Annotated in this window: 14 protein-coding genes and 3 tRNA genes; 10 read left to right on the plus strand and 7 right to left on the minus strand. The window is 73.1% G+C overall.

Annotated features, from left to right (window positions below; genetic code table 11):
* Window positions 1-7: 7 nt before the first annotated feature.
* A tRNA-Asn gene (locus EDF32_RS12675) sits at window positions 8-83 on the minus strand.
* A gap of 58 nt (window positions 84-141) precedes the next feature.
* Window positions 142-651 (minus strand): hypothetical protein, encoded by a 510-nt coding sequence (locus EDF32_RS12680; protein ID WP_233565898.1) that lies wholly within the window; start codon window positions 649-651, stop codon window positions 142-144.
* Between the two features lie 97 nt (window positions 652-748).
* Here EDF32_RS12680 and EDF32_RS12685 point away from each other — a divergent pair, with 97 nt between their 5' ends.
* From EDF32_RS12685 to EDF32_RS12710, 6 genes are all read left to right on the plus strand, one after another.
* On the plus strand, window positions 749-1429 hold the full coding sequence (locus EDF32_RS12685) for a YqaJ viral recombinase family protein (protein ID WP_158614099.1): 681 nt from the start codon (window positions 749-751) through the stop codon (window positions 1427-1429).
* 13 nt (window positions 1430-1442) lie between these two features.
* Window positions 1443-1516: transfer RNA gene (locus EDF32_RS12690), tRNA-Ile, on the plus strand.
* Window positions 1517-1589: 73 nt separating this feature from the next.
* Window positions 1590-2576, plus strand: a complete 987-nt coding sequence (locus tag EDF32_RS12695; protein ID WP_123308916.1) for a CorA family divalent cation transporter — start codon at window positions 1590-1592, stop codon at window positions 2574-2576.
* 133 nt (window positions 2577-2709) lie between these two features.
* Window positions 2710-3534, plus strand: a complete 825-nt coding sequence (locus EDF32_RS12700) for a DUF1206 domain-containing protein (protein ID WP_370449988.1) — start codon at window positions 2710-2712, stop codon at window positions 3532-3534.
* A 30-nt stretch (window positions 3535-3564) separates the two neighbouring features.
* Window positions 3565-4053: a peptide deformylase gene (def, locus tag EDF32_RS12705; protein ID WP_123308918.1), complete on the plus strand. Its 489-nt coding sequence runs from the start codon at window positions 3565-3567 to the stop codon at window positions 4051-4053.
* A 166-nt stretch (window positions 4054-4219) separates the two neighbouring features.
* The gene (locus EDF32_RS12710) at window positions 4220-4720 is read left to right on the plus strand and encodes a DUF3145 domain-containing protein (protein WP_123308919.1); all 501 of its coding nucleotides are present in this window, start codon (window positions 4220-4222) and stop codon (window positions 4718-4720) included.
* A 61-nt stretch (window positions 4721-4781) separates the two neighbouring features.
* Here the strand turns inward: EDF32_RS12710 and EDF32_RS12715 are convergent, their stop codons facing one another.
* The 4 genes from EDF32_RS12715 to EDF32_RS12730 form a co-directional block, all read right to left on the minus strand.
* A complete protein-coding gene (locus EDF32_RS12715) occupies window positions 4782-6026 on the minus strand; it encodes a beta-ketoacyl synthase (RefSeq protein ID WP_123308920.1) in 1245 nt (414 codons plus the stop codon).
* A gap of 137 nt (window positions 6027-6163) precedes the next feature.
* Window positions 6164-6412, minus strand: coding sequence for an acyl carrier protein (locus EDF32_RS12720; protein ID WP_123308921.1), 249 nt, complete (start codon window positions 6410-6412; stop codon window positions 6164-6166).
* A gap of 134 nt (window positions 6413-6546) precedes the next feature.
* On the minus strand, window positions 6547-7545 hold the full coding sequence (locus tag EDF32_RS12725) for an ACP S-malonyltransferase (RefSeq protein WP_123308941.1): 999 nt from the start codon (window positions 7543-7545) through the stop codon (window positions 6547-6549).
* A gap of 79 nt (window positions 7546-7624) precedes the next feature.
* On the minus strand, window positions 7625-8743 hold the full coding sequence (locus tag EDF32_RS12730) for a CdaR family transcriptional regulator (protein ID WP_123308942.1): 1119 nt from the start codon (window positions 8741-8743) through the stop codon (window positions 7625-7627).
* Between the two features lie 141 nt (window positions 8744-8884).
* Here EDF32_RS12730 and EDF32_RS12735 point away from each other — a divergent pair, with 141 nt between their 5' ends.
* Complete coding sequence (locus EDF32_RS12735; RefSeq protein ID WP_123308922.1) at window positions 8885-9574, plus strand: hypothetical protein; 690 nt, start codon at window positions 8885-8887, stop codon at window positions 9572-9574.
* 96 nt (window positions 9575-9670) lie between these two features.
* On the opposite strand, the gene aceE is transcribed toward EDF32_RS12735, so the two are convergent.
* Window positions 9671-12418, minus strand: a complete 2748-nt coding sequence (gene aceE / locus EDF32_RS12740; RefSeq protein ID WP_123308923.1) for a pyruvate dehydrogenase (acetyl-transferring), homodimeric type — start codon at window positions 12416-12418, stop codon at window positions 9671-9673.
* Window positions 12419-12769: 351 nt separating this feature from the next.
* On the opposite strand from aceE, the gene EDF32_RS12745 reads away from it, so the two are divergent.
* The 3 genes from EDF32_RS12745 to EDF32_RS12755 all read left to right on the plus strand — a co-directional run bounded on the left by EDF32_RS12745 (window position 12770) and on the right by EDF32_RS12755 (window position 13761).
* A complete protein-coding gene (locus tag EDF32_RS12745) occupies window positions 12770-13186 on the plus strand; it encodes a DUF3052 domain-containing protein (RefSeq protein ID WP_123308924.1) in 417 nt (138 codons plus the stop codon).
* Window positions 13176-13661, plus strand: coding sequence for a redoxin domain-containing protein (locus tag EDF32_RS12750; RefSeq protein ID WP_233565899.1), 486 nt, complete (start codon window positions 13176-13178; stop codon window positions 13659-13661). Before EDF32_RS12745 ends, EDF32_RS12750 begins: the two co-directional genes overlap by 11 nt.
* A 23-nt stretch (window positions 13662-13684) precedes the next feature.
* Window positions 13685-13761 (plus strand) — tRNA-Val (locus EDF32_RS12755).
* The last annotated feature ends 96 nt before the right edge of the window (window positions 13762-13857 follow it).

Here is a 13857-nt window from a genome sequence, read left to right on the forward strand (position 1 = left end):
GCCTCTGTGGCTCCCGCGGTTGGACTCGAACCAACGACCGTCCGATTAACAGTCGGATGCTCTGCCAACTGAGCTACGCGGGACCGCTCGGTCCTCCCGCACGCTCGTGCGGGGTCGAACCGAGAGGAAACTCTACCAGGCTCACAGCGGTAGTCCCGACGCCGAACGGACGTTCGCCTCGGCCTCGTCGATGCGCCGCGAGACCCGCGGATCGTGCAGGTCGACGCCCGGGTCCACCGAGACCTGGGAGAACAGCGTGCCGTCGTGGTCGCGTCGCACGGAGACCCGCGCCTGGCGCTCGGCGGTGAACGCCAGCGTCTCGGCGATCACCACGGAGGCCTGGACGCGCTCGCGCAGCATCTGCGGGAACGCGGTGCGGTCCGCGTCCGCGAGGGCCAGGACGAGCGGCGGGTCGTCGTCCACCCACTCCACGGTGATCTCGGAGGTGATCGGGTCGAACGCGGCGCGGTCCACCGCGGTCCACGGCCGCGACAGCGGCGGCTCGGTGGTCACGTGGACCGCCCGGAACGTCGCGACCGCCCAGGCGTCGTCGAGCAGCTCCGCGGCGGCGAGCACGCGGTCGCCGGCCGGGAGGTCGAGGCCGCGCCGGACGTCGTCGGGCAGCCGCGTGGTGCGGCGGAAGATCGACATGGCCCCACGCTAGCCGCACGCGAGCGGCGCGCCGCGGCGGCTCCGGCACGGCGGGTCCGCCACGGTGGCGTCGGCGGGCACGGCTACGCTGCGGGGCGTGACCCTCACGACCGTGCTCGCGCCGCCCGACGTGCGTGGCGCGGACGTCCGGTACTGCGACGTCCGGTACTGCACGGGCGAGGACGGCCTGCCGGTGGGCTCGCACGACCGGGCCGGCTGGCTCGCCGCCCGCCGGACGGGGGTGACGGCGACGGACTGCACCAAGATCGTGCGTGGCGACGGGACGCCGAGCGTGCAGCGGGCGGGGCTGCTCGAGAAGAAGGTCTTCGGGGCGCCCGACCGCGAGTTCTGGGGCTACGCCCACGGCCGCGAGCGCGAGCCCGTCATCGCTGCCTGGGTCCGCGAGGAGTACGGCATCGAGCCGAACGCCCTGCTGTGCGCGGGCGCCGACGCGCGCCACCTCGCGACGCCCGACGGCATCGGTGCCGGGGTCGTCGCCGAGATCAAGACCTCCGTGCTCCCGCTGCGCCGCGCGATGGGGCGCTACCGCGACCAGGTCCAGTGGCAGCTGCACGTGACCGGTGCGGAGCGCTCGTTGTTCGTCGTGGAGAACAGGTACACGCTCGAGCGGGAGGTGACCTGGGTCGAGCGGGACGAGGTGCGCCTCGCGGTGCTGGTCGACCACGCGGACGCGTTCCTCGACGAGCTGGCCGCCCTGCGCACGGAGGTGGCCGAGCGGCGACGGCGCATGGCGGAGCGGCGGCGCCGCGACCGGTAGCCTGGTCCGCCGAGGGCCAGTAGCTCAGCCGGTCAGAGCAGCGGACTCATAATCCGTCGGTCGTGGGTTCAAGCCCCACCTGGCCCACCCAGCCCGGCCCCGTCGCACCTCGTCGGAGCGCCGCGCTCGCGCCCGCCCCCGCCGGCGCGAGAATGCGGGGATGAGCGACGACGACGGTTCCGGCCCGGCGGGCACGCAGCAGTGGTTCGTGGGCGACCGCGGCGGCGCGGTCGAGAGGGCCGACGGCACGCACTCCACCCGGTGGCTCCAGGCCGAGGACCGTGACGCGTTCCTCGACGCCGCCCGTGAGCTCGCGCCGGCGCTGCGCGACCGCCCGTCCGCGGGCACGGCGGTGCACGGGCTGCCCCACCGTCCGGCCGCCGCCGTGCGCCGGATCGACGACGACTGGGTCCTCGTGCTCACGCCGACGGTGTGGTTCACGGACGACGACCGCCAGGTGCGCACCGGCGAGCTCGGCTGCCTCGTCGGCCCGGACGCGGTGCTGACGTTCGAGGACGGGAGCGCGGGGGTGTGCGAGCACGCCCGGGAGCGGCTCGATGCCCCGGGTCCGCACCGCGCCGAGGGGCCGCGCCGGATCCTGCTCGCCGTCGTCATGGCGCTCGTGGCGGCTGCGACGCGGGTCGAGGTCGCGCTGGGGGACGCGGTCGCGGACACCGAGCGCCTCGTCTTCGACCGGGGCGTGACGGACCCCGTCCCGCAGGTCTACGACCTCAAGCGCGAGATCACCGAGGCCCGGCGCGCGCTCCTCCCGCTCTCCGCGGAGCTGCCCGAGCTGGCCGACCCGGACGACGAGAAGCGGGCGCTGGTCGGCCACCGGGCGCTCGAGCGCGTCGTGGCGACCGTCGAGCGCGTCGACCGGCACCTCGACGCCCACGACGGCCTGCTCTCCGACATGCTGCAGGTGCACCTCGCCCAGGTGTCCGTGCGGCAGAACGAGGACATGCGCAAGATCTCCGCCTGGGCGGCGATCCTCGTCTACCCGACGGTCGTGGCCGGGGTGTACGGCATGAACTTCTCGCACATGCCGGAGCTGCACTGGCTCCTCGGCTATCCCTTCGCGATGGCCCTGATGGTGGTGGGCTGCGTCGTGCTCTTCCGCGTCTTCCGCCGGGTCGGCTGGCTCTGACCGCCGCCGCCGGCGGACCGGTGCCTCGCGAGCCGCCCCGGACACGCCGACGGCGGCGTGCAAACCGGGGGGCGGTCTGCGACGATTCGGCGCCGGCGCGGACCGCCCGCGGCCGAGCGGAGGAGTGATGCACGTGTCCCGGAACGCCAGCTCGACCACCCGCAGCGCCGTCGACACTGCCGGCGACAGCACGGCCCTGCACGCCCTCGCCCGGGCGGGGTACGTCGTGGCGGGGGTGCTGCACATCCTCATCGGCTGGATCGCGGTGAAGATCGCGACCGGATCCTCGGGGCAGAGCGCGGACCAGTCCGGGGCGTTCCAGGACGTCGCGAGCACACCCGGCGGTGCGGCGCTCCTGTGGGTCGGGGTCGTGGGCTTCTGGGGGCTGGCGCTGTGGCAGGTCACCGAGGCGATCGCCCCGGGCGCGGGGGACGAGAAGGACCGCGCGAAGCGCCGTGGGAAGGCCGCGGCCAAGGCGGTCGTCTACGTCGTGCTGGGGTACGTGGCGTTCACGTTCGCCACCGGCGGCGGCAGCAGCGGCGGCGGCCAGAAGCAGGAGAGCCTCACGGCCGACATGATGGGCAACCCCGCGGGTCGTCTGCTGATCGGCGCCGTGGGCGTCGCGATCGTGGCGGTCGGCGCGTTCCACGTGGTCAAGGGCTGGAAGAAGAAGTTCCTCGAGGACCTGCAGGGCAACGCCGGTGGCTCGGTCGGCACCGCCGTCGTCGTCCTCGGGCGCGTGGGCTACATCGCCAAGGGGATCGCGCTCGGTGTCCTCGGCGTCCTGTTCGTGGCGGCCGCCGCGACCGCGGACCCGGACAAGGCCGGCGGCCTCGACGACGCGCTGCGCACGATCGGCTCCCAGCCGTTCGGCGCGTTCCTCCTCGTGGCGACGGGCGTCGGCTTCGCCGCCTACGGCGTCTACTCCTTCGCCCGCGCCCGGTACGCCCGGCTCTGAGGCGCCACCGCTGCATGGAAGAATGAGCCCATGGCCATGCGAGAGATCCGTACGCTCCCGGACCCCGTGCTCCGCACCCCCTGCGAGGAGATCACGACGATCGACGACCGGGTGCGCTCGCTCGTCGAGGACCTCGTCGACACCGTCGACCACGAGGGGCGCGCCGGGCTCGCGGCGAACCAGATCGGCGTGAGCCTGCGGGCGTTCTCCTGGAACATCGACGACGAGGTGGGCTACGTGCTCAACCCGCGCATCGTCGCCCTCTCCGAGGACGAGTACCAGGACGGCGACGAGGGATGCCTGTCGGTGCCGGACCTCTGGTACCCGACGACCCGCGCCTGGTACGCCCGCGTCGTCGGCACGGACCTCAGCGGCAACGAGGTCATGGTCGAGGGCACCGAGCTCATGGCCCGCTGCCTGCAGCACGAGTGCGACCACCTGGACGGGCGGCTGTACCTCGACCGCCTGGAGAAGTCGGTCCGCAAGAAGGCCATGCGGGAGCTGCGCAAGCAGCTCTGAGCCGGCTTTCGGCGGGCCCGTACGACGGCGTCCCGCGGTACGTCGCGCGCGAGGCGCGCCTCTCGTGCAAGACTGTCGCCAGATCGCCGCGTGTCGGCGCATCGGCCGCTCACCTTCTGGGTATGAGGACGTTGGGGAAGACGAACCTCGACCCAGGGAGGACGACATGGCAGGTGCCATCACCCGCGGTGTGCTTTTCGTGCACTCAGCACCCCGTGCGTTGTGCCCCCACATGGAGTGGGCGGCAGGCAACGTGCTGGGCACGCGCGTGACGCTGGACTGGACGCCGCAGCCCGCCGCGCGCGGCCTCTACCGCGCCGAGTACTCGTGGCAGGGCCCCCAGGGCACCGGCGCGCGCCTCGCCTCGGCGCTGCGTGGCTGGACCCACCTGCGCTACGAGGTGACCGAGGAGGCGAGCCCCGGCTCCGACGGCAGCCGCTGGTCGCACACCCCGGACCTCGGGATCTTCCACGCGGCGACGGACGTGCACGGCAACGTCGTCGTCCCCGAGGACCGCGTCCGCGACGCGCTCGAGCACGCCCACGAGCCCCGCGCGATGCAGGAGATGCTCCACCTCGCGCTCGGCAAGGCGTGGGACGACGAGCTCGAGCCGTTCCGCTGGGCGGGCGCCGGGGCCCCGGTGCGCTGGCTCCACCGCGTGGGGTAGCGCCCGGTCCTGGGTGTGCGAGAGCCCGCCGGTCCCTCGGGACCGGCGGGCTCTCGCCGTGTCAGACGGACGTCGCGATCAGCGCCACGTTGTGCCCGCCGAAGCCGAACGAGTTGTTCAGGGCGGCGATGTCGCCGGCGGGGAGGTCGCGCGGGGTGTCGCGGACGAGGTCGAGGTCGAGCGCCGGGTCGGGCTGGCTCACGTTGATCGTCGGCGGCGCCTTGCGGTCCGCCAGCGCCTTGATGGTGAAGATCGTCTCCAGCGCGCCCGCGCCGCCCAGCAGGTGTCCCGTCATCGACTTGGTGGCCGACAGCGTCACGTGGTCCGCGTCGGTGCCGAACAGGGACCGGACCGAGGCGGCCTCCGTGAGGTCCCCGACCTTCGTCGACGTCGCGTGCGCGTTGAGGTGCACGATGTCGCGGGCCGTGACGCCGGCGTCCTCGACGGCCCGGCGCATGGCCGAGACCTGACCGTGGCCCTCGGGGTCGGGGGAGGTGATGTGGTACGCGTCCGAGCTCAGCCCGACGCCGGCGAGGCGGGCGTAGACCCGCGCGCCGCGGGCCGCGGCGTGCTCCGCGCTCTCCAGCACGACGATGCCTGAGCCCTCGCCGAGCACGAACCCGTCGCGCTCGACGTCGTAGGGGCGCGACGCGCCGGCCGGGTCGTCGTTGCGCAGCGACAGGGTGCGCGAGGCGGCGAACGAGGCGAGCGGCATGGGGTGCATTGCTGCCTCCGTGCCGCCGGCGACGACGACGTCGGCCCGGCCGCTGCGGATCATCTCGATGCCGTAGCCGATCGCCTCGGCGCCCGAGGCGCAGGCGGAGACGAGCGCGTGGGCCCCGGCCTTCGCGCCGATCTCCAGCTCGACGTACGCGACGGGGGAGTTGGGCATCAGCATCGGGACCGTCATGGGCAGGACGCGGCGGGCGCCGCGCTCGCGCAGCGTGTCCCAGGCGTCGAGCGTGGTCCAGATGCCGCCGATGCCGGAGGAGACGACGGCGCCCAGGCGCTCCGGGTCGACCTCGGGCGAGCCCGCGTCGGCCCACGCCTCGCGCGTGGCGATGATCGCGTACTGCGCGGAGGGGTCCATGCGCTTGGTCTCGGGCCGGGTCAGCACCTGTGCCGGGTCGACCTTGATCTGCGCGGCGAAGGTCACGGGGATGCCGTAGGTCTCGGCCCAGTCGTTCTCGAAGGTCCGGGCGCCGGACTCACCGGCGAGCGCGGCGGCCCAGGTGGAGTCCACGTCCCCGCCGAGCGGGGTGGTGGCTCCGAGGCCGGTGACGACGACGTCGGTGGCGGTGCTCATGTCGGCTCCTGTCAGGTCTGGTGGTGAAGGGGTCGGGCCGGGCGGACGGCGGCCGCGCGCGGGTGGCGACGCGGTCCTGCCGACCGGCCCGGCCCGGGGTGCGGTGACCGGGTGGGGTCACCGGCGGGGCAGGACGCTCAGCCCTGCGCCTTGGTGATGTAGCTGACGGCGTCGCCGACCGTCTGGAGGTTCTTGACGTCGTCGTCCGGGATGCGGACGTCGAACTTGTCCTCGGCGTGCGTGACGATGGTCATCATCGACAGCGAGTCGATGTCGAGGTCGTCGGTGAACGACTTCTCGGGCAGCACGGCGTCGGTCGGGAGGCCGGTCTCCTCGCTGACGATCTCGGCGAGGCCTGCGAGGACTTCCTGCTCGGTGGCAGCCATGGTGCATCTCCTTGGTGTGGGCGCCGGGGAGGTCCCGGTCGCCGGTCTGGCGGTGGGTGAAGCGATCGTGCGTCGGTACAGGGTAGGTCCGCCCGTGCCCGTGACGCGCCGGTGGCGCGTGCGCCGGGCAGAGGTCAGGCGGCGGTCCCGGCCCTCGAGGAGTGGCGCGCGACGAGGTCGCGGGCCGCGTCGAGGTCCTCGGGCGTCTTGACCGCGACGGTCTCGACACCCTTGAGCGTGCGGCGCGCCAGCCCGGTCAGCACGCCGGCGGGCGCCAGCTCGACGAGCCCGGTGACGCCGAGCTCGAGCAGCGTCGCCTGGCACAGGTCCCACCGCACGGGCGCGACGACCTGGGCGGCGAGGCGAGAGAGCACGTCGGCCGCGGAGCCGTGACCCGTGGCGCCGGTCCCCGAGCCGGTCGCGCCGATGGTCGCGTACGAGGCGCCGTCGGCGTTCGACAGGAGCGTCAGGGACGGGTCCTGGGCCGTCCAGCCCGTCGCCACCGGGGTGAAGGCGTCGCGCGCGGAGTCCATGAAGCGGGTGTGGAACGCACCGGCGACCTGCAGGGGGATCACTCGCGCGCGGGCCGGCGGGTTCGCGGCGAGCCGCTCGAGGTTCTCGGGCGCGCCGGCGGCGACGACCTGGCCTCCGCCGTTGACGTTCGCGGGCCACAGGCCGGCGGCCTCGATCGCGGCCGCGACCTCGTCCGGGTCGCCCCCGACGACGGCGGCCATGCCCGACGGCGTGGCGGCGGCGGCCTCGGCCATGAACCGGGCGCGGTGCGAGACGAGCCCGACCGCGTCGTCGTCGGTGAGCACGCCCGCGACGGCGGCCGCGGAGAGCTCGCCGACCGAGTGGCCGGCCGTGACGTCGACGACGTCGGCTGCGGTGGCGGCGTCGACCCCGGCGAGCAGGGCGCGGAAGGAGACGAGCGACGCGGCGACCAGCAGCGGCTGGGCGACCGCGGTGTCGCGGATCGTCTCGGCGTCCGACGTGGTCCCGTGCGCGGTCAGGTCCGTGCCCGCGGCGTGCGAGAGGCGGTCGAGCTGCTCCGCGACACCGGCGACCTCGAGCCAGGGGGCGAACATTCCGGGGGTCTGGGAGCCCTGTCCAGGGCATACGACGGCGAGCACGGTCCCCACTCTGCCCCCGCGGCGCGTCGGCGTGACGTCGTGACGCGCACGAACCTTGCGGAGGGGGTTTGTGGCGAACCTACAAGGAGGTCGGGTGCTGGGACGACGCGAGCTGGCCGAGCGCCAGCGCGACCTGCAGCACGAACGACTCGCGCGCGTCCAGCGGGTCCCAGCCGGTGATGTCGGAGACCTTGCGCAGGCGGTAGCGCACGGTGTTGGGGTGCACGTACAGGTGACGGGCCGCCGCCTCGAGGGAGCGGCCCGTGCCCAGGTACGTCGAGAGCGTCTCGAGGACCGAGCCCGTGGCCTGCTCCAGGGGACGGAACGCCTGCGCCACCAGGGTGCGGCGCGCCGTCGTGTCGCCGGTGAGCACCCGCTCGGGCAGGAGGTCGTCGGCGAGGACGGGACGCGGCGCCTGGGGCCAGGCGGGTGCCGCGGCGAGGCCGGCGAGCGCCGCGCGGGCGGAGCGGGCGGCGTCGTCGAGCCCCGCGACGGTCGGGCCGATGACCACGGGCCCAGGCCCGAAGCGGGGGAGCAGGGCGGTGGCCGCGCCCAGGAGGTCGCCCTCGCCGCCGAGGACGAGGACCACGCGCTCGCCGTGGATCCCCACGAGGGCGTCCTCCGCAGCGCGGCGCGTGGCGCGGCGCAGCTCGGCGGTGCGGACCTCGTCGAGCGCGGTCTCGGTCGTGCCGACGATCACCAGCGCCGATCCGCGCCCGCCCCAGCCGAGGGCCGAGACCCGCGACCGCAGAGAGTCGTCGCCGTCGCCGCGGATGAGGGCGTCGACGACCAGGGCCTCCAGGCGCGCGTCCCAGGCGCCCCGGACCTCGGCGGCCCGGGCGTAGACCTCGGCGGCGGAGAACGCGACCTCGCGCGAGTAGCGCAGCACCGCCTCGCGCAGGTCGCGCTCGTTGCCCGGGACCGCCAGCCGGTCGCTGTTGTCCTCGACGACCTCGACGACGATGCGCACGAGCTGCAGCGTGTGCTGCAGCGAGATCGAGCGGGTCAGCTCGGGCGGGGCCGCCGAGAAGATCTCGTTGACGCCGTGCGGCGGGCGGGTGGGGTCGGCGAACCACGAGGTGAACGCGGCGATGCCGGACTGCGCGACCAGCCCGACCCACGAGCGGTCCTCCGCCGGCAGCTCCCGGTACCACGCCAGGTCCTCGTCGAGCCGGCGCAGCGCGGCTGCGGTGAGCATGCCGTTCCCGTCGCGCAGGCGCTGGAGGTTCTCGGACACGCCGCTGATCGTCACAGCGCGAGCATACAAGCGCGGTTGTGGGGTTTCGACAAAGCGCGGTGTCCAGAGGGGAGCGACGCCCGGACCCGCTAGGGTGGCGCCATGGCCCTGATGCCCCGACTGAGACGGCTGCTCCGGCGGCAGACGAGCGCCTCGACGGTGGGCGTTCGTCGCCCGACGTCGAACGACCGGCGCGGAGACACGGTCCACGAGGACGCGCTGCGCGCGATGCTCGTGGACAACCCCAACGACATCCGCGCCTTCCGCGCGCTCGCGGAGGTGGTGCGCCGACGTGCTGCGGAGTCGACGGCGACGGACGACGACCCGCTGGCGGCGCCCGTCGACGAGCACGAGCGCGAGCACGCCGCGGACCTCGCCGTGTGGTCGCTCGCCGAGGAGCTCGCCGGGAACCCGCGCGGCTGGTACCCCTTGATCGAGCTCGGCAGGCTGTCCCTGCACGACGACACGGAGGGTGCTCTGCGCCGGTTCGCGACGGCGGCCGAGCGGGACCGGACGGGAGAGGCGCTCGCCGAGTCGCTCGCGGTGCTGCGCGAGGCGCACATGCCCGTCGAGGCGCTCGGGCTGGGCGTCGGCCACTGGCGGGCGCGCGAGCACGTCGTCGAGGTCGGCCGCCAGCTCGTGCTGGCCGCGACCGAGGCCGACCGCACCTTCGAGGCGCGCCAGCACCTGGAGGCGCTCGGGTCGAGCCCGGACACCTCCGGCGTGGCACGAATGCGCCCCGAGCTGGAGCGCGTGATCGCGCAGTCCGAGCAGCACCACGCCGGGACCTGATCCCGCGGTCACCCCGCGGGTGACCGCACCCCGACGGACGACGACGGCCCGCTCACCGAGGTGAGCGGGCCGTCGTCGTGAGCCGTGTGCGTCGGGTCAGCTGTCGCCGCCCGCGTTGCCGGAGGTCCCGGCCTTCACGTCGTGGATCTGGTACTTCTCGATCGCCTGGGCGAGGACGCCACGGTCGAGCTTGCCCTGCTTGACGAGCTGCTCGAGGACGCGCAGCGCCGTCGACGGCCCGTCGATCTTGAAGTGGCGGCGGGCCGCCGCGCGCGTGTCGGAGAACCCGAAGCCGTCGGCGCCGAGCACCGCGTAGTCGCCCGGGACCCACTGGCGCACCTGGTCGGGCACGAGGTGGTCGTAGTCGCTCGTCGCGACGAACGGCCCCTCGGCGCCCTGCAGCTTCTGCGTCAGGTACGCGACCCGCGGCTCCTCGTCGGGGTGCAGGAACGCGTGCTTGTCGGCGGCGAGGCCGTCGCGGCGCAGCTCGTTCCAGGAGGTGACGGACCAGACGTCGGCCTGCACGCCCCAGTCGTCGCGCAGGAGCTGCTGGGCCTCCAGCCCCCACGGCACGCCGACGCCGGACGCCAGGATCTGCGCCCGCGGGCCGTCGCCCTCGGAGGCCGAGACGCGGTGGATGCCGCGCAGGATGCCCTCGACGTCGACGCCCTCCGGCTCGGCCGGCTGGTGCATCGGCTCGTTGTAGACCGTCAGGTAGTACATGACGTCCTGGTCGCGGCCGTCCGAGCCGTCCCCGTACATGCGCGTCATGCCGTCGCGCACGATGTGCGCGATCTCGTACCCGTACACGGGGTCGTACTGCACCATCGCGCTGTTCGTGCCCGCGAGCAGCGGCGAGTGACCGTCCGCGTGCTGCAGGCCCTCGCCGGTCAGCGTCGTGCGGCCCGCGGTCGCGCCGATGATGAACCCGCGGGTCATCTGGTCGCCGGCGGCCCAGAACTGGTCGCCGGTGCGCTGGAACCCGAACATCGAGTAGAAGATGTAGACGGGGACCATGACCTCGCCGTGCGTCGCGTACGACGTCCCGACGGCCTGGAACGCGGACGCCGAGCCGGCCTCGTTGATGCCGGTGTGCAGGATCTGCCCGGCGTCGGACTCCTTGTAGCTGAGCATCAGGTCGCGGTCCACCGCGAGGTAGTTCTGCCCCTGCGTGTTGAAGATCTTCGCGGTCGGGAAGATCGCGTCGAGGCCGAAGGTGCGGGCCTCGTCCGGGATGATCGGGACGATCCTGCGGCCGAACTCCTTGTCGCGGATCAGGTCCTTGAGCAGCTTGACGAACGCCATCGTCGAGGCGATCTCCTGCTTGCCCGAGCCCTTCTTCAGCGCGTCGTAGGTCTTCGCCTCCGGCAGGGTCACGTCGCTGTGCGTCGTGCGCCGCTCCGGGACGAACCCGCCGAGCGCCTTGCGCCGGTCGAGCATGTACTTGATCTCCGGCGCGTCCATCCCCGGGTGGTAGTACGGGGGCTCGTAGGGGTTCGCCTCGAGCTCCTCGTCCGTGATGGGAATGCGCAGCGAGTCGCGCAGCTTCTTGAGGTCCTCGAGGTTGACCTTCTTCATCTGGTGCGTGGAGTTGCGCCCCGCGAAGGTCGAGCCGAGGCCGTAGCCCTTGACCGTGTGCGCGAGGATCACCGTCGGCTGGCCCGTGTGGGCGACCGCCTGCGCATACGCCGCGTAGAGCTTGCGGTAGTCGTGCCCGCCGCGCTTGAGGTTCCAGATGTCCGCGTCGGTCATGTTCTCGACGAGCGCCTTGGTGCGCGGGTCGCGCCCGAAGAAGTGCTCGCGGATGAACGCGCCGTCCTCGGCGCGGTAGGTCTGGTAGTCGCCGTCGGGCGTGGAGTTCATCAGGTTGACCAGGGCGCGGTCCTTGTCCGCGTTGAGCAGGGTGTCCCACTCGCGGCCCCAGATGACCTTGATGACGTTCCAGCCGGCGCCGCGGAACTGCGCCTCGAGCTCCTGGATGATCTTGCCGTTGCCGCGGACCGGGCCGTCGAGGCGCTGCAGGTTGCAGTTGACGACGAAGTTGAGGTTGTCCAGGCCCTGCTGCGCGGCGAGCTGGAGCATGCCTCGCGACTCGGGCTCGTCCATCTCGCCGTCGCCGAGGAACGCCCAGACGTTCTGCTGGCTGGTGTCCTTGATGCCGCGGTTGTGCAGGTACCGGTTCGTCCACGCCTGATAGATGGCGGACGACGGGCCGAGACCCATGGAGACGGTCGGGAACTCCCAGAAGTCCTGCATGAGGCGCGGGTGGGGGTACGACGGCAGGCCGCCGCCCTCGTGGGAGACCTCCTGGCGGAACCCGTCGAGCTGGTCCGCACTGAGGCGGCCCTCGAGGAACGCGCGGGAGTAGACGCCGGGGGAGGCGTGGCCCTGGAAGTAGATCTGGTCGCCGCCGCCCGGGTGGTCCTTGCCGCGGAAGAAGTGGTTCAGGCCCACCTCGTAGAGGGTCGCGACGGACGCGTAGGAGGAGATGTGGCCGCCGACGCCGATGCCGGGACGCTGGGCGCGCGTGACCATGACGGCCGCGTTCCAGCGGTTCCAGCTCCGGTAGCGGCGCTCGAGGACCTCGTCGCCGGGGAAGTACGGCTCCTCGTGCACGCCGATGGTGTTCACGTACGGGGAGTTGAGCGACGTCGGCACGGCGACGTTGCGCTCGCGCGCCCGCTTGAGCAGGTTGAGCAGCACGTACCGGGCGCGGGGGCCCCCGCGGTCGTCGATCAGTCCGTCGAGGGACTCGACCCACTCGCTCGTCTCGGACGGGTCGATGTCCGGGACCTGGCTGAGCAGCCCGTTGATCAGCGGTCCGGTCTCGTCGATTGAAGCCACCAGTAACCTCTTGTCTCGTTCGGAGCGGTGCAGGACGTCGTGTGTCCCGCGGTGCTCTCCTCGGCCCACACCGACACGGCGGGCGCAGGCGCCAGGGGCGACTGCGTGGGACCGCGACATCGGGGTGGTCCAGTCATTCTCTGCCGATCGGACCCAGAAGTCACCCTGACACGGGCCCTGGGGGGCGTGATCTCCGCGACATCGCGCGGCTGGGCCCGGTGCCCCGGCGGCCTCCGGCGGGCGCCGCCGGGGGACTGCCCTGCTGGTGACGCGCGCCACGATGGTCTGGGCTACCTTTACAGATCACAGGCCGCACGTCGTGGGGCCGCCGAGGAGAGGACGAGGACGACTGTGGGAGCGGACGCTGACCCGCGCGACGCGAGCCGGCTCGGGTTCACGAAGGACCAGATCATCCAGGAGTTCGGCTGGGGCGAGGACGTCGACGACGGCCTGCGCGCGGCGATCGAGGAGATCACGGGAGCGGAGCTCGTCGACGAGTACTACGGCGACGTCAGCGACGGCGTGGTCGTCTGGTGGCGGGAGGACGACGGCGATCTCGCGGACCTCACCGACATCCTCGTGGACGCCCAGACCGTCCTCGACGAGGGCGGCCTGATCTGGATCCTCACCCTCAAGCCCGGGCGCTCCGGCCATCTCGGCCACGGCGTCGTGCAGGAGGCCGCCACCACCGCGGGCCTGCACGCGACCAGCACGTTCTCCATCACGGACGACTGGAACGCCACCAAGCTCGGCGGCCGTGGGCGCTGAGCCACCCCCGATCGACCCGCCGCTCCTCGCCGGCGCGCGTGCGCCGGAGCTCGGCGCGCACGGCCTGACGGGGGCGCACGGGGGCCTCGTGCGGCTGGCGGACCTGAGCCGTGACGCGCTGCTGGTGTTTCTCCCCTTCGCGTTCTCGCCCGTGTGCACGGACGAGCTGGCGGCCCTGGGCGCCGGGCTGAGGTGGTTCGACGACGCGGGCGTGCGGGTCGTCGGTATCTCCTGCGACGCGCCGGCCACGCTGCGTGCCTGGACCCGGGAGCATGCCGGCGGGATCGAGCTCCTCTCCGACTTCTGGCCGCACGGCCAGGCCGCGCGTGCCTACGGCGTGTTCGACGCCGCGCACGGCCACGCGCGGCGCGGCACGTTCCTGGTGCGTGACGGGCGGGTGCGGTGGTCCGTGCTCACGGACGCCGGGTCCGCACGCGACGTCGCGGCCTACCGGGCGGCCGTCGCAAGCCTGTGAGCAGGTAGGATTCGCTGCTGCCGGGGCCTGTAGCTCAGCTGGTCAGAGCGCCACGCTTACACCGTGGATGTCGGGGGTTCGAGTCCCTCCGGGCCCACCACTGTGATGAGTCGGGACATCGTTCATAGATGTGTCGCGTCATCGTTCATATCGAGAGCCCGGCCATCGGCCGGGCTCTCGATCGTTGTTGCGCCAG

The organism is Cellulomonas sp. PhB143 (genome assembly GCF_003752595.1).
In the GTDB taxonomy this organism is placed as follows: Bacteria; Actinomycetota; Actinomycetes; order Actinomycetales; family Cellulomonadaceae; genus Paraoerskovia.

Coding starts and splice junctions, on each gene's coding strand:
- EDF32_RS12680 (WP_233565898.1), bottom strand. CDS start 651: ATGTCGATCTTCCGCCGCACCACGCGGCTGCCCGACGACGTCCGGCGC.
- EDF32_RS12695 (WP_123308916.1), top strand. CDS start 1,590: ATGAGCGACGACGACGGTTCCGGCCCGGCGGGCACGCAGCAGTGGTTC.
- def (WP_123308918.1), top strand. CDS start 3,565: ATGGCCATGCGAGAGATCCGTACGCTCCCGGACCCCGTGCTCCGCACC.
- EDF32_RS12710 (WP_123308919.1), top strand. CDS start 4,220: ATGGCAGGTGCCATCACCCGCGGTGTGCTTTTCGTGCACTCAGCACCC.
- EDF32_RS12715 (WP_123308920.1), bottom strand. CDS start 6,026: ATGAGCACCGCCACCGACGTCGTCGTCACCGGCCTCGGAGCCACCACC.
- EDF32_RS12720 (WP_123308921.1), bottom strand. CDS start 6,412: ATGGCTGCCACCGAGCAGGAAGTCCTCGCAGGCCTCGCCGAGATCGTC.
- EDF32_RS12730 (WP_123308942.1), bottom strand. CDS start 8,743: ATGCTCACCGCAGCCGCGCTGCGCCGGCTCGACGAGGACCTGGCGTGG.
- EDF32_RS12735 (WP_123308922.1), top strand. CDS start 8,885: ATGGCCCTGATGCCCCGACTGAGACGGCTGCTCCGGCGGCAGACGAGC.